At 41.1% G+C, this 22164-nt stretch carries 15 protein-coding genes; 11 read left to right on the forward strand and 4 right to left on the reverse strand.

The features are described from left to right. Positions 1-59: 59 nt before the first annotated feature. The 10 genes from JCM15907_RS02650 (at position 60) to JCM15907_RS02695 (ending at position 14890) form a co-directional block, all read left to right on the forward strand. Positions 60-1112: an Ig-like domain-containing protein gene (locus JCM15907_RS02650; RefSeq protein WP_159099900.1), complete on the forward strand. Its 1053-nt coding sequence runs from the start codon at positions 60-62 to the stop codon at positions 1110-1112. A 235-nt stretch (positions 1113-1347) separates the two neighbouring features. Next, positions 1348-1695 (forward strand): hypothetical protein, encoded by a 348-nt coding sequence (locus JCM15907_RS12960; protein WP_159099901.1) that lies wholly within the window; start codon positions 1348-1350, stop codon positions 1693-1695. Further along, positions 1596-2132, forward strand: coding sequence for a DUF2520 domain-containing protein (locus JCM15907_RS02655; RefSeq protein WP_159099902.1), 537 nt, complete (start codon positions 1596-1598; stop codon positions 2130-2132). Before JCM15907_RS12960 ends, JCM15907_RS02655 begins: the two co-directional genes overlap by 100 nt. Positions 2133-2835: 703 nt before the next feature. Continuing rightward, positions 2836-7596, forward strand: coding sequence for a hypothetical protein (locus tag JCM15907_RS02665; RefSeq protein WP_025842617.1), 4761 nt, complete (start codon positions 2836-2838; stop codon positions 7594-7596). A gap of 54 nt (positions 7597-7650) precedes the next feature. After that, entirely contained in the window at positions 7651-8259 is a 609-nt protein-coding gene (locus JCM15907_RS02670; RefSeq protein ID WP_025842618.1) for a DUF3575 domain-containing protein, read from the forward strand. 26 nt (positions 8260-8285) lie between these two features. Beyond that, the gene (locus JCM15907_RS02675) at positions 8286-9731 is read left to right on the forward strand and encodes an OmpA family protein (protein ID WP_025842619.1); all 1446 of its coding nucleotides are present in this window, start codon (positions 8286-8288) and stop codon (positions 9729-9731) included. A 21-nt stretch (positions 9732-9752) separates the two neighbouring features. Continuing rightward, the gene (locus tag JCM15907_RS02680; RefSeq protein ID WP_081773780.1) at positions 9753-10739 is read left to right on the forward strand and encodes a FimB/Mfa2 family fimbrial subunit; all 987 of its coding nucleotides are present in this window, start codon (positions 9753-9755) and stop codon (positions 10737-10739) included. Positions 10740-10807: 68 nt separating this feature from the next. Continuing rightward, positions 10808-12406: an Mfa1 family fimbria major subunit gene (locus JCM15907_RS02685; RefSeq protein ID WP_036885387.1), complete on the forward strand. Its 1599-nt coding sequence runs from the start codon at positions 10808-10810 to the stop codon at positions 12404-12406. Between the two features lie 256 nt (positions 12407-12662). Further along, the gene (locus JCM15907_RS02690) at positions 12663-13880 is read left to right on the forward strand and encodes a hypothetical protein (protein WP_025842622.1); all 1218 of its coding nucleotides are present in this window, start codon (positions 12663-12665) and stop codon (positions 13878-13880) included. Positions 13881-14701: 821 nt separating this feature from the next. Then, entirely contained in the window at positions 14702-14890 is a 189-nt protein-coding gene (locus tag JCM15907_RS02695) for a hypothetical protein (RefSeq protein WP_025842623.1), read from the forward strand. 864 nt (positions 14891-15754) lie between these two features. On the opposite strand, the gene JCM15907_RS12965 is transcribed toward JCM15907_RS02695, so the two are convergent. The 4 genes from JCM15907_RS12965 to JCM15907_RS02725 form a co-directional block, all read right to left on the reverse strand. Beyond that, entirely contained in the window at positions 15755-16078 is a 324-nt protein-coding gene (locus tag JCM15907_RS12965) for a T9SS type A sorting domain-containing protein (protein ID WP_159099903.1), read from the reverse strand. A 431-nt stretch (positions 16079-16509) separates the two neighbouring features. Next, positions 16510-18255 (reverse strand): leucine-rich repeat domain-containing protein, encoded by a 1746-nt coding sequence (locus JCM15907_RS02715; RefSeq protein ID WP_025842626.1) that lies wholly within the window; start codon positions 18253-18255, stop codon positions 16510-16512. Between the two features lie 657 nt (positions 18256-18912). Further along, positions 18913-19500 carry a T9SS-dependent choice-of-anchor J family protein gene (locus JCM15907_RS02720; protein WP_306305469.1) on the reverse strand — a complete coding sequence of 196 codons (588 nt, stop codon included), beginning with the start codon at positions 19498-19500 and terminating at the stop codon, positions 18913-18915. Beyond that, complete coding sequence (locus tag JCM15907_RS02725; protein WP_025842628.1) at positions 19458-20609, reverse strand: PKD domain-containing protein; 1152 nt, start codon at positions 20607-20609, stop codon at positions 19458-19460. The genes JCM15907_RS02720 and JCM15907_RS02725 overlap by 43 nt, the downstream gene beginning before the upstream one ends. 288 nt (positions 20610-20897) lie before the next feature. Between JCM15907_RS02725 and gcvT the strand changes: the two genes are divergently transcribed. Further along, positions 20898-21986 (forward strand): glycine cleavage system aminomethyltransferase GcvT, encoded by a 1089-nt coding sequence (gcvT, locus tag JCM15907_RS02730; protein ID WP_025842629.1) that lies wholly within the window; start codon positions 20898-20900, stop codon positions 21984-21986. The last annotated feature ends 178 nt before the right edge of the window (positions 21987-22164 follow it).

Here is a 22164-nt window from a genome sequence, read left to right on the forward strand (position 1 = left end):
CGGGTACAGAATGAATGTCTGCGAATATCTATTATTCTGTTTTATATAAATATATACTTATGAAAAAGAAGATCTTCTTATCCATTATTCTTATTGCATCTCTATTTGCGATAACTTCTTGTGGTCCTAAGGAACCTAAGATCGAGAAACTTGAGGTAACTCAGAGTACGCTTTATCTATTGAAGGGAGAGAGCTGGACTATCCAATATTCCGTAAAACCTGCGACTGTGCCTGTTCAGTTCAAAAGTGACAATGAGCAGATTGCCACTGTCTCTGATAAGGGAGTGATTACAGTCAAAGAGGTAGGGGAGACATATATTCATCTTTCTGCCCAAGGCTTACAAGAGAAAGTAAAGGTGGTGGGTATTGAAAGTGCCCAGCTACGCTACTCCAATAAAGCTGTGCTTGTGGGCGACTCTTTTACATTACCCATCGAACCTAAAGAGGCTACCTATAAGATTGCTATGGACAAGGAAGGTATCGTAGAGCTTAAAGGCAACGAAGTTATGGTGAAAGGTGAGGGAGAAGTTGTACTTACGCTCTCTAAAGCAGGTAAGGAAGAAACTTTTACCATTGCAGCTTTTCCCGAAGTTGATTATAGTGCAGCATCTTGGGATGTTGATTTGCTCATGGGCGACCCGATTCAATGGAATATGCCGATGGTGCTTTCTGCCGAAAAAGCCTTAGGTTTGCGTGAAAATGTAGGCTTTAGTAAAGAGAAGGGTAAGGAACAATTACTCTTTATGCCCAAAGAGGGAGTAACTGATGAACAACTTTTGTTTCAGTTGGCTGTGTATCATTTGAATCAAGGCCCTTGGTCTCGTGTGGTGTATAGTTGTGTCAATTATCCTGTTAAGACGAAAGATAACAAAGAGTTAGAGCCTTTGAAGGAGGCCAATGCTGAAAAATGGTCTCAGCTTTTCTTCTATCGTTATCCTAAGTTGATTTTTATGATGCAGATGGTAGACCCAAATAATGACGATAAATTCTATGGACTGCTCTTCTCTCATAATCCTCCTTTGCCAACGGCTTCTCTCTCTCTAATGATGCCTGTTGAGGAAGGTAAGCCTATTACCCACTTCGTAGTCTTGACATTACCAGAAGATGAGTAGAGGGGTATTCTGAGATATACTCTAAACTTATCCTATATATAGTATAAGATTAGTCCCCGGTGAGCTTTTGATATTGGCTTCATTGGGGGCTTTTTTATGGAGCCATAGGGCAAACGCTCCCTTTCTTTTGTATTTTTGTCTTCGTTGAGGTAGGGTAGAGTGAGGAGTGTCTCAATTCATTTTAGCCACACCCTTCTCTATAGATACCTATTATATATATGTGTAGTCGTAAACGATGAATACGGAACTTCAGATCGTTATTGTCGGAGCAGGTGGAGTGGCTGAGAGTTTTATTGCCTCTCTTGTAACCAAAGGATGCACCCCTCATGCTATTGTAAGTCCGACAGTGGGGCATGCCGAGGCGTTGTCTGCACGCTATTGTCCCACAAGTCAAGTATTTCACTCTTTGGAAGAGATACCACGGATGCCGATATCTATCTCTTGGCAGTACCTGATAGGGTGGTTCAAGAGGTGGCACAAACTATGCCTACTACCCAAGGGGTGTGGATGCACACGGCGGCAAGTGTCTCTCTTGAGACGCTCACACAGTATCACTATTCGAGTGCTGTTTTTTATCCATTAAATACCTTCTCAAAAGGTCGCCCTCTACCGATGGAGTGCGTGCCTCTTTTCTATGAGGGGGCAAGTAGTGAGGCTATGGAACAGGTGATGAGACTGGCACACCTTCTGGGGATGCAGGGGCGAGAAGCTCCCTTGTCGATGCGTAGAGCTCTGCACTTATCAGCTGTTTTTGCGTGCAACTTTGTCAATCACCAGTGGGCGGTGGCGGCACAGATGTTGGAGCGTGCCAATTTGCCCGTAGAAGTTTTGTACCCTTTGATGCAAGAAACATTGCACAAAGCCATTGCGTTGGGGGCTCAAGAGGGGCAGACGGGACCTGCTCGGAGGGGCGATGTCGAAACTATGCAAGCGCATCAGATGCTCTTAGGGGAGTATCCCGAAGAGTGGAGAGAACTCTATGCGATAACTTCGCTTTCTATACAAAAGCTCTATCAGTAGAGGATACTCGATGCTGTTCCCTTGGCTTGCCCTTTAAGCCTATCGTTCTTTAGACAGAAGGTTTTCTCGAAAAGGATTAATGGTTACGAGCGTTTGCACAGATGTTTTTGTCGTAAAGGGTTAATGGTTGCAAAAGATGGTAGTAGCCCCTTTTGCTACAAGGTTGATGTAAGGACTTTTTCCCTCTATACTAACAGCTTTAAGTGGAGCTTTGCAACGACCTAACTAATCTTTTCTTTTGTGAGAGTTCTTGCCTTCGCTGTCGAATACGAGGGGTATATATATTAACAAGAAATGCTATTTTCTGAACCTTTTTTTTTGAGGCACTCTCTTTCATTTTCTCTTGTTTGCCCCTTTTTTATCATTACCAAAAAGATTTATTATCTTCTTTCGAAAAGTCTTGAAACACCCTTGTATAAAGACTTTTCTTCCTCTTTGATCTTGTTGATAAAAGACCAAAACGCTGTTTTCGATTATAGAATTGTATAGAAAATACTTGTTTATCTCTTTTCTATTATGTACTTTTGGTACAGAAGATGATGTGAAGTGTCAAAAAATGTAATAGCCATGAAGTGTTCTTGGTCTTCCTTGATATGCTGTGTTGCTATTCCTTACTTTTTAAGGGGTTCATTCTTTGCAAACCTTTCAGTAAGTCTTCTTAGAGAGATTGTATATGGTGTATGAAATATAAAACGAAGAAAGTATGAATCGTTCTCAAATAATTTATAGACTTTGGAAAACTGTGCTACTGCTCGTTAGTGGTGCTGTGCTTTCGAGTGGAGTTGCTTGGGCGCAAACAGCTGCTGATGTTACGATGACAGCGGTAGCAACTGATGCACATTGTGTTCAGGATGGAGCTGTTGAAATCAATGTCGCAAAAAAAGAAGGTTCTCCTTACAATTTTACTCCGAGTAATGTGAAGTATGATTTACGCGACGATAAAGGAAACTCTTTGGCAGGTGCGAGTGGCCAGTTTGTCTTAAATAATCGTTTTGGAGGACTGAAAAAAGGTGTCTATAAGGCATACGCTAAGGTGCGTTTTGATAATAGTGTAGAGGTTACTTTAGATCCTATTTCTGTTACTGTAAACTCGGATTATAAAGTTCCAACGGTAGCTATTAAACTTGAACGTAAAACGTTGAAGAGCTATAAGGAAAATGGTCAGCGTGTCCCTACGGGGATTATTTCAGTAATGGTTACTGGCGGGAATAGACCTGAGTATAAGGTTAAGATGATAGAAACACCATCTAACTATACTGGGATTAAAGAGCATGTCCTTACTCCTGATGTTAAGGTTTACTTCTATAATATCCCAGAGGGAGTCTATAAGTTTCAGGTATATGATGAGTGTGGGGGGCAAGAGGTGCAAACTATTAATATGACAGCTGTTGCTTCTGATGCCCCTCAGGGGGGGGTTGTTCCCTTTGAGACTAATCCTCAAGCTTCTGAGGAAACCCGCCTGGCTTGTGGTTGGTTCTTCTTCCGTTATCAAAATAGAGGTATTGCTCAGTTTGTTGGTAATGACCAAGATTTACAGCCCTATTTATCTCCCACAGGTAATAATCTTTCCACTCAAGGAGGAACAGTAGTGCCATTGGATACAATTGCTAAGTACTACAATTATGGATTTGCTTATGGGGATGCTAAACCAACGAAGTATTATAAAGTTGGAGAGGTGAATTTTGCAGGTAACTCTACTCCTGGTATTGCTGCAGATTGGGGAACCATGTATTATCTTTTTAGTAAGATTTCTAATGGGGCTAAGTGGAGTGATGCTGGTTTTGTGGATACAGATCAAAAGCCGGAAGTTAGTACTATTAATAAGAATGTTTTTCCAGCTCTTTTTTTACAAGTAAAAGGTTCTCCCGATCAGATGTCCACTGGGTTTCGAGGCAAAAGAATAAAAACTAAAAAATATGAATTCCTGACTCACTGGATTACCCTTGTGGATCCTTGTCGAACAGATTATTATGTGAATATTAGACCCTCGGATGTCGTTACAGAACTTTTTTGCTATCCTGTTAAGGTAGGGCTTTTTGATACTGATAAGACAACACGTTTAGGTACAGCGGGCGATGAGGTGTTTACGAAGAAAGGAAATCCTCCTAGTACCAGATTTAATAATTATGTTTTGAAGGCGGGAAAAGACTATTGGATTAAGGGTGAAGATGGAAGCGGTGCTAAGGTAGAATTCTCTATAAGAATAGAGGACAGCTTCACTTATAATGTCAGAGTCAATCCAAGTAGAGATAAATATGATATTTGTAATCGAAAGAGAGGGTCAGCTATCGAAATATATCGAGCTACTCCTATTGGTGCTACTTTTTTGAGTCATAAGGTAACTTTGCAGAGCGCTCCTGTTGGATATCAGCCAGAGGAAGATGGTTTAGTGTTGGGAGAAACATTTGAGTTTCCTGCTAATTTTCCTCCAGCGGAACCCGAAGATAAAGATAGAAGAAACAATCGCTTTTTCCCCTTTGGGAAGAAGTCAGAACTCTTCCGTAAGAGTAGAGATATATTTGCTCCGAATGGTAAGTATATGTTCAAGATAGAGGATGCGTGTGGCAAGGTTCATATGCTGGAAGCGGAGATTACGACGGCTGTAACACCTAAATGGGAGGTTAAAGAAGAGAATTTTAGCCCACGTTTGGTAAATGCTTCTTGTGGACGCGTGCGTATTCATCCCTTTACTCCAGAAAATAGAACGAATTTCCTTTTTAAGAATGGTGCTGCAGAGCCAATGGATTTAATGTTCTATATCGCCGAGTTCCCAGCAGGTCTCAAGAAGGAAGATGTAACTCATAACTTACAATCTGGAAGTGCTTGGGCATGGGTATATCACACAGCTTTGTGGTTTGGAGCAAATCAAGCCAATCCTGAGAATCTTTATTTTGAGTTGCCTAAAACCAATGGTAAAATAAAAATTGGAGTAGCTCCATTTAGTAGATCTAACGAGTATGACAGAGTTTTTAGAGACTTGCCGTGTATGCCTGTTTATACTATCGACTTATCTAACATCCCTCTCTCTTACGAACGAGAGACTTATATTGGGTATAGTTGTCCCGATGGCTTAACGGGTCGTCTCTTTATTGTTCCTACTAATAATGTAGGGGGGGTAAAAATAGAACTCTTTTATGAAGGAGAAAGTCTTCCTTTTGCAACGCAGATTTTAGCAAAAGATCAAGTAAAGAATGGGGCTTCGTTCAATTTAGCAGCTCCTGCAGGAAAGAAACTCCCAGGTAAACTTCGTGCTAAATTGACTGATATGGAGTGTTCTAATTTTAATGATGAATCTCTCATTGTATATAACCTCCCATCTCCAGACATGATTAGAACTCCTAATCAACAGCGTAAATATTGTGTGGGCGATAATATAGAGTTGGCTGTGATTAATTTGGGAGAAGGAATTACTTACTCATGGAAACTTCCTAATGGGCAAACTCGCACAGGACAGAAGATTGTACTTACGAATGTAGATGAGACTTATTCGGGAGAGTATGAGATAACGATTAATAATATACTTTGTGGAGGTACTTCTTCAAGTATAAGTCAGAAGTTTGTCCTTTCTGTAGCACCACGTGAACTGTGGTGGCGCAAGGATGCCCAGAATGCAGACTGGCATAACCTCAATAACTGGGCCAAGAGAGATGGTGTACCCGTACAAGCTGTTCCTGCTCCTTGTACTACAGTGCATATACCTGCAGAAGTGGATAACGCTTTCCCAGACCTTGCTGGTGCTATTACCAAACGAGATGTCTACGGTGCGCCTGAGTGTAATGATGTTTATTTCCACTATGGTTCTCAATTAGGAACTCCGCAACAGCTTTCCTACCATAATGCTTATGTAGACTATAATTTTGGTGAAATGAGCAATAGCGGTGTCGTTACTGCTTATGTTGAACTCGGGCATCCTTCTGCAGACAGTAAACTTATGGAGCGTAATCGTTGGTATATGATTGCTACTCCTCTTAAAGATATGGTTTCTGGAGACTTTGGGGTAGGAGGTTATCCCAAAACGTATCAACGTTATTTAAAGATGTCTACAGCAACTCCTTTGACCGATGCATCTTTCACAAAACCCTTTAATTCTCAAGTAGAACCATTGTCAAATCACAATCATGCAATGGCTTTGCGAGTGGCTGGTTATCAAAGTGGTAAAGTTGGTTATAGTGATCATACGCGTCTCAATATGTTAGATGGTATTTTCCGTCTACCTTTCTTTGAAAATCCTCGTTCTTCTTCTGCTTATGCTCATCATGATTATGATGATCATACAGAAACAAGTACTTTCCGCTATTATAATGAAAATACTTTAGCACTAACGAATAGGACTGATAGTTATAAGAGAACTTTACCTGATGCATTCCGTTTTGTTTTTGAAAAGAATAATCCGGGTCGTCGTGGAAAGATTGGTAATATTCATGTTGGAGGTGTTAATACAGAGGGATACTCTTTAGGAGCTAAGCCCACAGGTGGCGTTGGAGACTGGATAATGTTGGGTAATCCATTTATGACACCGATGGATTTCGATAAGTTCTATGAAGTGAATCAAGATAAGATAGAACCTTACTACTACCTCTTTACAGAGAATGTTTGGAAGGTTTACTCCAAAGCAACAGCACCGGCTTCGACTCTTTCCAAAGAGATTGCTCCTTTGCAATCTATTGTCGTGAAGCGTAAGGCGGTAGGCGACCTTCTTTTCCCCACATCAGGAGATAAGTCTGTTCTTCTCCCATCATGGCGCACAGGACAGCCTGGTCGTTACGAGGTGAAGAATGCAGGTGTGGTTTCTATGGAGGAAGTGCCTCTTACTATCAATGTAGCCAATAGAGAGGGCGACTATTCACAGGCTTTCTTGGGTTGGACTAATGATGTCTCTGCTCCTGCATTCGTAAATAGTGAGTATGCTTCTATGCCTACAGTCTTCTTGGTAGAGCCTGATGCTGGAGATTACAATGCTATTACTTATCCTAAGAGAGCTCATGGTACTATCAATTTAGGAGTAGCTTCTTCGCTTTCGTCTCCTTTGACACTCTCTTTTGACCATATAGATCGCTCGGTATATGAAGAGCTTACATTGGTCGATAAGCATGAGGGAGTAGAGCAAGATCTCCTAAGCAACCCTCAGTACGACTTTATCCATAAGCCCGATACGACTCCTGCTACACGTTTTGCTTTGCGTATCAAACGCTTTGGTATAACCAATGTTACATCGAGTGACGAGATGCCTATTGCTGAGTTCAAGATGTTCTACAGAGCAGGTAGCCTCCGTGTCGAGAGTCCCGATGCTCTCCATCGAGTAGTTGTTTACGATATGCAGGGTAAGACATTGGCAGACGAAGTTTTGACAGACAATGCTACTCGTACTGTAGAAGTAGATACTAATAATGCTCATGGAGTGGTAGTAGTAGAAGTATTCTTCAAGAATGGAATGCGTACGGTACGTAAATACGATTTGCGATAAATAACTTACTCTCTTGCTTAGAGGTAAATAAGGACAATGATAAAATACTATGATATGAAAAAGTTTCTGCTTATTGGAGCGTTGTTGCTAGTAGCTTTCTCTTCGGCTTTTGCCCAAAAAGTAGCTATAAAGAACAACCTTGCCTATGATGCTCTTCTTACTCCCAACCTCTCTTTAGAGATTGCTTTAGGACGTAAGGTTACCTTGGATACTCAGCTGGGAGCCAACTTCTTCTTCTATGAAAAGAACTCTTTAGCCACAGGGTATACTCCTAAGAAATGGAGTCACTGGTTGGTACAGCCCGAACTCCGTCTTTGGACTTGTGATGCCTTTAATGGTTGGTTCTTTGGGGTACATGCTCATGGGGGGCTTATGAATGTTGGAGGGGTAAATATCCCTTACTTTATCCTACAGAATAAAGAGAATAAGATGGCAGACCATCGTTACGAAGGTTGGTTTATCGGTGGTGGTGTGAGTGTGGGGTATCATTGGATGCTCTCTTCTCGCTTCAGTCTTGAGGCTTCTATTGGAGCAGGTTATGCTCGTATCATGTATGATAAGTATAAGTGTACTACTTGTGGCGAGCGTCTCGCGAAAGATCAGGTGGCAGACTATATTGGTCCTACCAAGGCTACCCTCTCTTTGATATATATGATTAAGTAAAAACGATAAAGAAAAAGGAATTAGCAATGAATAAGATATACAAATTTCTAATCGTTTCCCTCTTCGGAGCTTCGCTCTCTTTTGGAGTTTCTGCTCAGAAAACAGAAACCTATAAGTGGACGAGTAGTAATGTCAAGATAGAGCGTTCGCAAGACAGACAACACCTCAATGTGTCGTTTTCTGTTCTCCCCGATCGCAAGATAATGTCTCAAGAGTTGGTGTACATCTACCCTACACTGGTAAGTGCAGACAATTCTAAGGAGGTAAGCCTTGAGCCTTTGTGCATTGTAGGCAATAAGCGTGCAAAGGTTATCAAGCGTGCAAAGGTGTTAAAGAATAAGATGCACCTCCCTGTTGTAGAGGAGGTACATTCAGCCAAGTTTGCTTCCATAGAGGTAGAGCGTTCTGTGCCCTTTGAACGTTGGATGGCGAAGTCTCGCCTTGTACTTCGTGAGGAAGTGTATGGTTGTGCCGAGTGTAAGAAGAAAGATCGTGAGCGCGGTTCCTATGATGCAGGCATCCATTCTTTCTCTCCCGAAGATTATCGTTACTCATTTGTTGAGCCTAAGGCGGTAGCTGTTAAACGTCATGAGGAGAGCTTTGAGAGTAAGGTTAACTTCGTTGTAGCGCGTCATGAACTCAAGAGAGATTATAAGAACAATGCTTCTGAACTCAATCGTTTGGACGACTTTGTGAAGAAAGCTTTGAGCTTAGAGGGAACTACTTTGGATGTAGTACATGTAGAAGGGTATGCCTCTCCCGAAGGAGATGCTAATGCCAACCAAACTCTCTCAGAGCGTCGTGCCGATGTTTTGGCTAACTATGTACGCAATAAGTATCCGCAGATTAAACGTACACAAAACCTCAAGGTTAAGGGGTTTGGTTCAGACTGGGCTGGTCTTCGTAAGGCTGTTGAGGCTTCTAATCTTTCTTATAAGGCACAGGTGCTCAAAGCGCTTGATACTCATTCCGATCACTTGGGTAAACGTAATGCCCTTCTTCAAATAGAGGGTGGTCAGGCTTATCACTACCTTTTGGAAAATATTTATCCTCCGCTCCGTCGTACTACTTTCCGTATGGGTTACAAGGTGCGTCCATTCACTATTGACGAATTGCCTCGTATCTTCGGTAAGAAACCTGAGTTGATGAGTAATCAAGAGCACTATATGCTGGCTCAGCAGTATATTAAAGAGGGTAAAAATCCTCTTCCAGTATTTGAAACAGCTTATCGTATCTATCCAGACGATGTGGTAGCTGCTCTCAACTATGCCAACGCTCTTTTGAAATATGATGGAAGTAAGCAGGCAGAAAAAGCTGTGTGTGTACTCCAACCTTTTAGAGACGATGTTCGTACAGCTCTTCCTACAGCTATAGCAGAACATATGTTGGGCTATGAAGAAGCGGCAGAAAAAACTCTCAGCGATGCAGCTGCTAAGGGATGCAAGATAGCTCAAGAGATTTTGAACCGATAAACGAAGAAAACTGACTAAACAATGAACTCATCATTTATGAATCGTATAAATAAACTCAAAATTTGGTGCTGGGCAGTAGTTGCAGTGCTTCTTGCGGGAGTTACTTCTTCTTGTAAGCGACACGTGTTTGACAACTTGGCTTCCTGCGAAAGAGGAGTCTATATTAATATCTATGAGCAAACAGAGTGTGCCAAAGCTCCCTCTTTTCCAGAGGTTAAGAGTTTGCATATCTACACTTTCAACGAGCAGGATAAGTGGGTGTCTACCACAGTAAACAAAGACTTTCGTCTTTCTGCAGAGGGAGAGGTATTGGTTCCAGTGCCAACCCATGGTCGTTATAGCTTCGTAGTGTGGGCTAATGTAGATGATCATTTTGAATTAAAAGAACTCAATAACGAATCTACTCGTAAAGATGTATTGCTTCTTCTCAAAAGAGAGGCGAATAAAGCTGCCGCTTTGGGCGAGCATAAACTTTATGTTGGAACTTCTCCCCGTGTTATTGTGGGTGAAAAGGAAGAGTTTTTACCCCACACACAGGTCAATATTCGTGAGATTACCAACCGAGTAAATGTTCGTGTTATTGGTTTCGAAAAACCTCAAGACTTTGCTATTGAGTTGCATTCTAATAATGCTACCTATATAGCGGAGGGGGGAGTATTTAAGCATGAAAAGCTTTCTTACCCCACTACAATGGAATACCTTCCCAATAGAAAGTATCCTAATGAGTTAGACCTCTTTGCTACTTTCTCTACGCTTAAGTTGGAAACAGGGAGAAACAATGAGCTTATTATCCGTAAATTGGAGAACGGAGAGGAGATGTTCAAGGTAGATCTGATAGGAGCTATTCTGTTAAGTCCTAATGCGGACAATATAAATCTACGTTGTATCAATGACTTTGATGTCTTGGTGCGTATGGAGAAATGTAAGTGTCCTAATGGTTATATGGCTATTGAGCTTTGGATCAACGAATGGTTGGTACACAGCTATGAAGTAGACTTGGGCGACTAAACTCTTATATACTCAACAAATACAAAAGAAATAATTTAATAAAGTGTTAATTTAATAGTTAAACAATCATGAAAATGAAATCTATTTTGGTTGCAGGACTAGCTCTCTTCTTGGGAGCGATGACCTCTTGTAACAAGGGTTCTGAAGAGCTCAATGGAAAGACAGAAAAGGGCGATACCTATGCTTCTGTAACTCTGTCTCTTGGAGGTGATGCCTTCCGTACAGAAGAGGATGACTTCAACAAGAGAGATGATCAGTGGGAAGGTAACGATGCCATTAAAACAGTTGATGTTTACTTGGTAGATGCTACAACCGTTTCTTCTGGTCAATACACTCTTGCAGATTTCACTATTGTAAAGAATGCTGGTCAGGAAACAAAACTTAATCCCAATAAGGCGATCAAAACAACAGCTGGTCCTAAGAAGGTGTATGTTTTGGTGAATGCTCCTCAAGAAATTCGTCGAACTCTTGCTGTAACAGAGAAGGGAGCTTTTGATAGAGCTTGGGCTGAGATTTATGTGGCTCACAATATTGCTGCTAATACTGCTGCTTACAAAACAGATGCTCCTGCTGCTATGAAGAAGTTGATGACTCAAGAAACCAATGGAGAAGATCTAATTATGATGAGTAACAGTGAAGAGTGTACAATTGATGTTCAACCTAATGTTACTTATGAGGCTGCGATGGCTCCTGCTCCTCAAAACAGAGCTACAGCCAAAGTAAAGAGAGTTGCTGCTCGCGTTGTATTGACCACTGCTAAGGATGCTTTTGAAATCGAAAATACAAGTACTGGTCAAAAAATTGGTAAGATTACAGAAATTAAATATGCTGTAGCCCAAGGTGAAAAGAGAATGTTTATTCAACAAAAGATAGAGACTGGCATCATAAAGACCCCCGCTTACGCAGTTGTAACAGGACCTTTTTCTAATCCTCAAACATATACTGATATGAATGATAATTATGACTATTCAGACTTGTTTGTTAAGGATCGTCCTGCTACTGTGCAAACATTTGGTAGCCTAAATTCAGAACTTATTGGTAAAATCGAGCGTCCAGCTTTTATACTTGAAGCTAACCACAAGCGTAATACCGCACCAAACAATACACCTGCTACTTACGATGGTGATTTCCGCCGTGGTAATACTCCTTACGTTTTGGTACGTACGAAGTTTGAACCCTATGATGCTGCTTTTGCAGAAGGAAACTCTAAGAATGAATTGGTAGATGGTACTTTCTATTTGGGTACAACTACAGGTAAGCTTTATTCAAAGGTTGAAAACGTTATTGATCCTGATAAGGGTGGTCTTGTAGGACAAAAGTATCGTAAGTATGAAGGTGGTAAGGTGCTTTACTATGCTTATGTGAACCCCGATATTGTAGAGCGTCCTAAGACTCTTAACGCTCCTGCTTTCCGTAACAACGTTTACCACGTACATATTAGAAATATTAAGGCTCTTGGTTTCAACTGGAATCCTTTGTATCCAGAAGATCCTGACAACCCTGGTTCTGATTATCCTGTGAACCCAGACCCAAGACCAAACGAAGATGATCCTACACCTCCTGTTAAGCCAGAAGATCCATTGGGCGACAAGGATACTTATATGAGTGTAGCTGTTCAGGTTCTTAAGTGGAACGTTCACTCTTACGAAGTAGATTTGGGTCTCTAATTAGAGTAACTTCATTATCCTCATAATTATTGCAGAGGCTTAGGGAGCGGATATTTGAGGTTCGCTCCCGCCCTCCGCAATCTAACAAACAAAATAGTTGCGTAGAGATAGGAAGTGCTATAATGAGATACGCATCACCTGCGTTGTTGTCAGCTCTTTATGAAGATAGTGTTCTTTCATAGGGATTGTTTTTGCAAGCAGGAATACTGACACCCGATGACAGGTGTAGAAACAAACATTTATCTATAGAAACATTATGCTTAAAAGAAAATCTATATTCTTACTCCCTTTCTTGGTATTTGTTGGGTGGGTAACTTCGTGTACTAAACCCAATCAAGGGTTAGACCCTACGCAGCCACATACAGCATATGTAAGCTTAGGCATTGATGCCTTGCGTTCTCATGGAGTTGATACAGAAAATCCTGGGTTTACAGACCCCAATACAGACCCTGCAGATAAGGAGGATGTCATTCGGGAACTTCGTTTGATTCTTTTCCCTACAGGAGTAGCTAATGCTTCGTTGAATGTAAAGTTTGACGCTGCCAATATAGTAAATCATAGGGTTACTTTTAAAATCTCAGAGATGCTGACCTATGACATATATATGATTGCGAACGAATCAGCATCGGGTCAGTCGGGTACAGATTTGTCCTTTTTGTCACAAGCTGGGATTTCTCGTAATACATTGGAGTCTTTTGCTGATGTAAATATGGTTGGCATTGTTCCCGAACAAATGGGTAGTGGAGTCAATGGACTCTTTATGATGACAGCTGTATACAAGGGAGTTACTTTTTCTCGTTCGCTACCTGGCACTGGATCTCAAGCAGATCCTCATCGTATTAACTTACAACCTCAAAACTTAGTACAACGTCCCAGTATCAAGGGGACGAACCGTCAAGCTGCTGAGATGATGCGCTCTTTAGCGAAGATGGAAATTACATTGAAGGATGTTGTGGAAGTTGTTGTGGGAGAAGATGGCAATAAGACATATAGTTGGATTTTACCTTATGGCTATACCCCCAATAGTCGTTTGAAAGTAGAGCTACTTAATATGCCTGCCAAGTATACCCTTTTCCCTCGTAAACAACTCACTAATCCTGCAATTGTAGGGGCTGCACAAGGCTATACTTTTAGCTTTCAGGGTGCTCCGCAAGAAGCATACGTTGTGCTCCCTCCTAATATTGACGATGCTTCTATTGGGGGAATTTTAACAGCAGACTATCGACTTTATGTTTATTTGCCAGAGTATTTGGCTTCACAAACTTTGCCAGAGCAACAGCGACCTGGGGTTAAGATAACTTATTCTGAAGAAAATATTGCTACTCCCAAAAGTAAGTTCTATCCTATTAGAAATGCAGGACCTACCCATTATGATACTGTTTTAGGAGATTTGAATCACTCTACTGATTGGAGTGTTTTTCGAAATCGCTTCTACAAGATGAGGGTAAATATAAAAGGTTTCGTTATCTCTTAATTTTTACACCTCAAGAGCTATATTGTTAGAACTCTTAGGGGATATAAATAACTGTCTTATTGGTAAATTCCAGCAAGACAGTTTTTTTGATCCTGTTTTTGAGAGGGTATAGAAGTTGGTTTAATATGTCAAAGCGGAAGTGTCTTAAAAGAGTGTGTAAGCTTAGTTGTTGCTTTTGAGGGGAAGACAGTATCGTTGCTCAGGTTGTCAAAAGATGTTCTCAATGGACTTTTTATAATTATTTGAAGAATACTACCAATGACAAAGCCTGTGTAAGACAAGGTCAGTGCAAGTTTGTAGGATTGTCGAGACGATTAAACTGCCTTAGAAGACATCAAGTGGAAATAGGGAGGGATATGTACAGAAGTAATGACTACCGCCGAATGTCGTACAGGCTAATTTGGTGGGTTATGATATATCTCCAGAGTAATAGTATAATCATTGGTGTCCGATAAAAGTTTTTTGACGGTATAATTAAAAGGCTGATTCCTATATCAGGAGTTCAGCCCTTCTTTTCGTTACTTTATTGTCAGCAAAAAAACTCAATAACGATGAGTAAAAGTAAGCATTTTATCGGACACCAATAAATGTATTAATACAATAGTTTCAAGCTATGCCTGGGCGTATTATTCAAGCTATCAAAAAGGCGGTATAATGTATTAATGCAATAGTTTCAAGAGGGAAAATTAGAAGAGGGAATAGTATTTATCTTTTTACTTTATTGACTGTAAGATTTTATCCTAAATATGTATTGAGGATAGGGCGTTATATTCTGATTTTGTTATCTTTGTTAGTGAACATTTTTAAGAAGGAATGAAATTATGAATTTATTAGGCAAAATCTTTTCGACACTTATAGTGATTTTGATTATTGTAGTTATCTATTTGGTAGCTAAAGGGATAATTCTAATCTCAAGTGCTTTGCTTAAAGCTGCCGTATTGGTTGTTTTGGTATTGTTAGGTATTAGTATCTTGATAGGGCTTTGGCGTAAAGCTAAACCTAAGAACTAACTTCCCTTTGCAGTTTACATATACGTACTACTTTTTCGTCAAGTAGCTTTATCCAAGGAGGGTAGCCTTTACCGAGGCTTCCCTCTTTTTTTAGGTAGATCTGTTGGCTGCTTTGTCTCTTCGGGTGATTGTTTTATGCTATCACACTTGTCGTATTATTGACATTTAGGTTCGATAAGCGATCTCTTTACCTCTCTTCTTCTCTTTCATTCTTTAATCTCTTGCGTTTATGATATTCTACAGAGTATTGTGAAAAGTCCGTCGAAAAAAACTTGTCGGAATTCACACGAGGCTTTCTGATTTCGCTTGTTTATATCACAACGTAATGTCGATAGAGGGGAAGGCAACGCTCTCTAAAGCTTTTGGATAAAAGGTATATACCTTTTGAAAGTTAGCACAGAGGGTTACTTCTCTTTACACGGAAGGTTATAAGCGTTAGGATTAATGGTTGGAGAGATTGAGACATTATTCTCAAAAGAGATGCTGTATCATCATACACAAATTGCTGAGTTACTCGCAATTCTTGGCTTTAGGCTTCTACTTTGCTACGCTCTTTTCTACCTCTCTTTTATCATCTTGTATTTTGAGTATTCTGTGATGCCTTAATGAGGAAGATGTCTCAATAAATTCTTACCCTCTCTTTTTTACTCGATAACTTAGCTCTTTCTTGATGGAGAGGGTATACTATCTCTTGGTAGAGACTGTGTGCAATGTTTTTATGTTGAGGGCTTGATGTTGAGTAAACGAGGGAATGACAAAGAGTCTCCCAAAAAGGATTTTATGTTACCTTTTCGAGAGACTCTGCTGTCTCTACAAGAGGAGTCTAAAACTCCGCTTTATAGTGTTTAAGTAAAAAGGTTCTGATTACTTTTTCATTACCTTTTGTGTGTGTGCCTCTACACGTACCAAATAGGCTCCACTTGGATAGTTGTTCATATCAATACGCATCTGAGGAGCATCGGCTGTAGCCTGATAGACTATGGAACCATCAAGTGCATAGATGATAATACGGTCGTTGGGATTGGCACCCTCGATAAAGAGAGCATCAGTTGTAGGAGTCGTATAGCAGTTCACCTTTGCAAAGCCAATCTCTTCGTTGGCAAGGTCTGTTCCTGGGAAAAGGACACCATTTTCGCCTTGTGTATCTCCAATATTGTCTCGTACTTCCCAGTTTTTCGTATTAGCCAATGTTACCAAAGTAGAGGAGCATACGTTCTTTTCTATTCCCCTAGCCTCTGTATCGACGATTACCAAGATACCCTTGTCGCTTCCATCGGGGATGGCGGGGAGTGCTTCGATAAGTTTTTTGCTATTGTCTTCGTCGAGCTGATTTTTGAAGCAGAAGATTGTATTGAGTTTAGGGCATCCGGATAGGGTAATGCTTGTCAGCTTGTTGTTCTTGAGGTCGATAGACTCTAAGAGAGGACAATCTGCAAGAGTAAATGTGCTGAGTTGGTTTTTGGAGAGTAGTATTCTTTTTAACTCAGGAGAGGGGGTAATCTCGATTTCTTTTATCTCGTTATGGAAGCCCCAGAAGAGTCTGAGTGCGGGATTATTGATACGGATAGACTCAATTTCGTTGCTATGGCAAGAGAATACCGATAAGTCTCCACGTATTGTTACCTCCGAACCTTAAGTGTGTATTCCGTTAAGCCACTGCCTGGTACGTAGGTTTCTTCAACCCCTTCTATTACGGCAGGAGTTTCTTCTGGTCCAAGGTCTATTGCAATCTTCTGTCCAGCTGTTTTCTTGGTGCGGAAGGTCATAACACCATTGCCTAAAGGAGCGGCGATAAGCTCTTTTTTATGCCCTCCATTCCAGTCGAATAGATCCCAATTTTTTTCTTTTCCTATTGCCAAATCGTTTTGGTCGTATTCATTCTGCTCTTCGACAGTAACCTGACCTACTGATGGAACGCTATTGATCAGTATAAGCTCTCCAGCTTGGTCTCCCTCTATGGTGCGGAGCGAAGAGAGTAGCTTCTTCATTTCGGGCTTTTTGATCTTGTTGAAATAGACAGAGAGATTGCGCAACTCAATGTTTGAGGAGAGGTCAAGCTCCGTTATTTGATTGTTGACCACGTCTGCGAAAACGAGCTTTGGATTGCCACTTGTGTTAAGACTGGTAAGCTGATTGTTGTAGATTTCAAAATACTGCAAGTTCGCATTTTTAGAGATGTCGATAGAGGTTAGCTTATTGGTCGAGCAGTCAAACTCTTCCAGCGAAGTAGCTTTGGTAACATCAATAGCTGTGATATCCAATATTGAGCAGTTAAGTTTTTTAATTTTCCCTTTGATTACTACATTAGGAGAGCGGAGGGTGTAGTTTTCCCACCCCTTTTTGTAAGTACCATCAAGTCCTTCAAAAGTAACTTCTCCTTCTGCCTCTATTTCCATACTTATAGATGTATTTATTGGTCGCTCTGTTACGAAAGAGATTTGTTCGGTATCCTCCTGAGGTTCTTCGTCTGTACCAGCATAAGAGTTTTTGTTACCTCCGTTGTAGTCCATCACAGACCAACATTTTTCTTCAGCTACAAGGGCATCTTTTTTCATACAGTGGTTATCGTGTGTAGAGCCTTTGCTGTTGATAATGCGTAGCTCGGCTTCATCCAAAAGGGTTCTTTCGGGTAATGAGGCTACCAAGTCGCTCATCGCTTTTCCCTTTATTTTATTGCCGAAGCAGTTGATGTAAATGAGCTTGCTAAGTCCTGCAAGGTCTAAGCTACTCAATTCGTTGTTTTCGCAAAATAGATTAACTAAAAGTTTGTTTTGAGTTACATCAATTTTTTTTAGTTTGTTGTTGCCAACTCCTAAGTGAGATAGCTTAGAGTTGGTGGTTACATCTATAGTTTCTAAGTTGTTACGTTCGCACGATAGAAATTCGAGCTTTTCTATACCCGTTACGTTAATACTTTCCAACTTGTTTTGAATACAAGTGATTGATTTTATTTCGCTGTTTTGACTAAAATCCAGACTTTGGATCTCATTGTAAGAGCAAATAATGGCTTGAAGTTCAGGGGCATTCTTTGTATCAATAGAGGTAATCTGATTGTTAGAGCAGAACAGGCGTTTAATAACTCCTGTAATGGTAACCTCTTGTTTGTTGAGGGTGTACTCTTTCCAAGCATTTTCGAACTCTTCTTCCACACCATCTATACTGATAGAAGTCTTGGGTTCGATGTAGATGCGCAACTTGATTTTTTCGCCCACAGCCTTGTTGGTAGTAAGGGTTATACTACTCTGAGCCATAGCGGAAAACGAATAGGCTACACTTCCTAAGAGTAACGAAAGGAAGCACGATAAGAAAACAAAGCCCCTTTTGGTGGAAGAGAGCACTCTTGAAGTAGTTTTTTTCTCTTTCATAGATAAAGTAAGTATTTAGTTTATAATGAATAGTACAATTTAGCTTCTTCCGAAGTGTAAAGCCTTCCGTTCCTTTCCGTTCTTCTTCAAGAACCTACTTTGGAGGAAAAGCCTTTTGTAGCATTGCGGGCAAATGTAATTGTTTTGTTTTTATTGTCAAAATATTTAATTAATTTGATTGCGTTGCTTCTGCTCATCGCTGGTACTCTGAAGAGTTTATTACACCGACCTTTCTGCTATGTTTTGTAGAATGCGGTAATTAGAAGGTCTTGAGATAGGAGATAAAGGGTGCGTGCAAAGTATATGGCTAAAGTCGAAAGTTAATGGTGGATGTAGGAAATGGGGAGGGTGGGTAATAGCATCTGTAATTGAGATAAAGAAAAAACCTATCCCTCCGAAAAGAAGGATAGGTTTTTATTGCGACAATACCATGGTTTATGGGGCGCATATAGATTGCTTGCCTTTACATTCTGTTTTAGTTACGCCCTTCTGTACATTTCTTTTAGTTTCGTTTTTAGTGTCTCTTTTTCTATGTGTGTAGATACACCTCGGCGTAAAGAAGTATCCCAAATAAGTTCGATGCACCCTTTTATGAAGTACTCTCTTAGAAGGTTATTTTAGGATGTTTCTCTTCTTTCCAAAAGGAGGTGAGAGGTATCAATGCTTAACATAGAAAGACTGAGCGGTAGCCTGTTTGTCTGGAGTAACTACCTGTACGAAGTAGCGTCCCGTTTGCCAATCTGTTACATTAAGAGTAAACTCTTCGGAAGCACTTTCGGTGTAATAGAGGAGTTTCCCACATGGGTCAAAGATGCGAACTTGACTCTTTTGGGGAGTTCGGACTGTAATCTGTGTCGAACTCTCTGTCGGGAAGATACTAACTTCTTCCTCGGGCAGTGCAGGTAGCGTTGCAGAGGATACCTCAACTTCTATTTTGATGTTGTCCAAAAGGAAGCTGGAACCTGGGCTTAGAGAGGAGGTGTTGCCTATGCGCTTGTGAACAAAAGCGAGTGTTACCGTCTTTCCCTTAAACGGCATTAGGTCTATGGTTTCATTTTGCCACTCCTTGGAATGGGTTACTTGCCCCTCTTTGAGGACGTGGGTAAAGTGTGATGCAAGTGTCGATTCGGTCGAAGCGAGTAGCTGGTAGTGGTCGGGTTTGGAGAGAAAGTATCTGTTCGTTGCATATGATATAGAGGCCTTTACCGCTTTTTCGGGTATGGAGATTGGGGGGAGATTAGCCAGTTTTGCGCAGCTACGTTAGTTCCTTTTAGGTTAAAGCCTCCATTAGGAGCAACTGTTCCGCTTGTGGGATAAAAACTCCACGATACCCAACAGAGAGGAGAGTTGTAGCCTCCTTTGTAATTTTCGGGGATGGTCAAACCCAAACGGTCGAGGTCCATTTTCAAATTACTCCAACTTTTGAAGTCTCCATCTTCCTCCCAAGTGCGCCACCCTTTAGGCAGTGTGCCATTTTCTGCATCTTCATTTATTGGGAGGGTCGAACTTTTTCTGTCGAGTACGGTATAGGTACGCTCGGCGGTAGTGCTTCCCTTGATGTTTTGTAGGGTTAGCTGTACCTTATAGGTGCCGGGAGTATCCCATACAGCAACGGGGTTTTGCTCTGAAGAGGAGGGGGTATTTGCGCCCTCGAATGTCCACGCATAGCTGGTAATGGGGGCTATTGATTCGTAGATAGGTGTCCAAGCAATTTGTTCTCCCGTATAGGCTGTTTCTAAGGCATAGGCTTGTACAGCTTTGGGAGCTTGGGGTAACTTGGGGCAAGCGTTAATCAACTCTTTCAACCGGGTTTCTGAATATAAAATGCCTGTTTGATAGATTTCTGTGTACTCATTGTGGGGGCTGATGAGAAAGACGCTCGGTACGGAGTTAAATTGTATACCTAACTTTTTGTCCATCTCTCGTTCGGACAGGATAGGGTAGCTTACATCGTCTGTCGAGTTGTGTATTTTAGTCCAGTCTTTGTAGGGGTCTTTTATCTTGTCCCACGGAGCTCCATAGACTTCGACCCATAGTACAACCAAGCGCTGCATCTCTGTGCCATTAGGTCCAAAGAGGTTATGATACTTTTCCAAATAGCCCTGTTGGTGAAGCTTCCAGCAAGGTTCACAGTTGGTAGCCGAGAAGTCGATAAGTACGCACTTACCTTCTGCCAAATAGGCTTGTATATCGTGGGTTACGCCTTTATAGTCAGTTGCTACATAATTGCCTGTTAGAGGTTTCCACGAGTAGTCTTCGTATTGAGCAGTTATGCCCTTAGATGGGGCAGATTGCGCTCCTGCAGAGCAAATAGTCAAGAGTACCCCGATTAAAAAAGAGTAGATGTGTTTCATAAATCTTTGGGCTAAATATGATTGCTTTATTTCTAATTTGGGGACAAATATATTTATACTTGGGCGCATTACCATAACTTTTGAAAAATATATAAGGGTCATGTAGCAGAGGAGGCACGGCGGAGAAGGAGCAATACTTCCCGTATTTATTCCATTATGGCTATTTCTATTTGAGAATTGTGAGAGGGCATCTATTTATGCAAAGGTATCTATACAATGATATGGATATTATCGGATATTATCGTAACTTTGAGGCGATTTGATTAAAAAAACAAACATATAAATAAGATGAAAACAACTCCGTTTACCGACGTACACATTGCACTTGGCGCAAAAATGGCTGAGTTTGCAGGCTACAATATGCCAATCGAATACTCTGGAATCACTGAGGAACACCTCAATGTGGTTAATAATGTTGGGGTATTTGATGTATCACATATGGGAGAGTTTTGGGTAAAAGGTCCTAATGCCCTTGCTTTCTTGCAAAAAGTTTCCAGCAACGACGCCTCTAAACTTGCTATTGGTCAGGTGCAATACTGCTGCTTCCCTAATGGAAAAGGGGGGATTGTAGACGACTTCCTGCTCTATCGTTACGACGAAGACAAATATATGATGGTGCCTAATGCGGCTAATATCGAAAAGGATTGGGAGTGGTGCAAGGCTCAAAATACTATGGGTGCGGCTTTGGAAAATGCTTCTGATCAAATTGCTCAGTTGGCAGTACAAGGTCCTAACGCCATCAAGGTGATGCAAAAACTCACTGATATCAACCTCTCAGAAATCGAGTATTATAACTTCAAGGTAGGTTTCTTTGCAGGCTGTCCTAATGTAATTATCTCTGCTACGGGTTATACGGGAGCAGGTGGTTTTGAGCTTTATTTCTATCCAGACTATGCTAAGAAGATTTGGGACGCACTCTTCGAAGCGGGTAAGGAAGAGGGGATTATGCCTGCTGGTTTGGGCTGTCGAGACACTTTGCGCTTAGAAATGTGCTTCTGCCTCTATGGTCATGATATTGATGATACTCACTCTCCCATTGAGGCTGGTTTGGGCTGGATAACCAAATTTACCGACGATAAGAAAGAGATGATAGACCGTGCCCTCTTGGAAGAGCAAAAGGCTGGTAAACTTACTCGTAAGCTCGTTGCCTTCGAGATGATTGATAAGGGTATTCCACGTCAGCACTATGATATTGTAAATGAGCAGGGCGAGGTGATTGGCGTTGTAACCTCTGGTTCTATGTCTCCTTGCCTTAAGAAGGGTATCGGTATGGGCTATGTAACTATGGACTATACTAAGGTAGGCACTCCTATCGCTATCTCGGTACGTGGACGCAACCTCAAGGCAGAGGTGGTAAAGGGTCCTTTCCGTAAGTAATAAATGCTTTCGATATTAGGATAGAGAGGTTGAGAGATTTATTGTAGTACTCTCATTCTCTACTGTTTGAGAAAAGCGTTCAAACGTTTTGTAGAAGCCCCCTTTCTGAAGGTCGTATTTCGGAGAGGGGGTTCTCTTTGAGGTTTTGGAGGGTGGACGCTAATTTTGTTATGGAGGT

The organism is Porphyromonas gingivicanis JCM 15907 (assembly GCF_000614585.1).
GTDB classification, from domain to species: domain Bacteria; phylum Bacteroidota; class Bacteroidia; order Bacteroidales; family Porphyromonadaceae; genus Porphyromonas; species Porphyromonas gingivicanis.

Coding starts and splice junctions, on each gene's coding strand:
- JCM15907_RS02675 (WP_025842619.1), top strand. CDS start 8,286: ATGAATAAGATATACAAATTTCTAATCGTTTCCCTCTTCGGAGCTTCG.
- JCM15907_RS12960 (WP_159099901.1), top strand. CDS start 1,348: ATGAATACGGAACTTCAGATCGTTATTGTCGGAGCAGGTGGAGTGGCT.
- gcvT (WP_025842629.1), top strand. CDS start 20,898: ATGAAAACAACTCCGTTTACCGACGTACACATTGCACTTGGCGCAAAA.
- JCM15907_RS02680 (WP_081773780.1), top strand. CDS start 9,753: ATGAACTCATCATTTATGAATCGTATAAATAAACTCAAAATTTGGTGC.
- JCM15907_RS02655 (WP_159099902.1), top strand. CDS start 1,596: ATGCCTACTACCCAAGGGGTGTGGATGCACACGGCGGCAAGTGTCTCT.
- JCM15907_RS02690 (WP_025842622.1), top strand. CDS start 12,663: ATGCTTAAAAGAAAATCTATATTCTTACTCCCTTTCTTGGTATTTGTT.
- JCM15907_RS02685 (WP_036885387.1), top strand. CDS start 10,808: ATGAAAATGAAATCTATTTTGGTTGCAGGACTAGCTCTCTTCTTGGGA.
- JCM15907_RS02665 (WP_025842617.1), top strand. CDS start 2,836: ATGAATCGTTCTCAAATAATTTATAGACTTTGGAAAACTGTGCTACTG.
- JCM15907_RS02715 (WP_025842626.1), bottom strand. CDS start 18,255: ATGAAAGAGAAAAAAACTACTTCAAGAGTGCTCTCTTCCACCAAAAGG.
- JCM15907_RS02695 (WP_025842623.1), top strand. CDS start 14,702: ATGAATTTATTAGGCAAAATCTTTTCGACACTTATAGTGATTTTGATT.
- JCM15907_RS02670 (WP_025842618.1), top strand. CDS start 7,651: ATGAAAAAGTTTCTGCTTATTGGAGCGTTGTTGCTAGTAGCTTTCTCT.
- JCM15907_RS02725 (WP_025842628.1), bottom strand. CDS start 20,609: ATGAAACACATCTACTCTTTTTTAATCGGGGTACTCTTGACTATTTGC.
- JCM15907_RS02650 (WP_159099900.1), top strand. CDS start 60: ATGAAAAAGAAGATCTTCTTATCCATTATTCTTATTGCATCTCTATTT.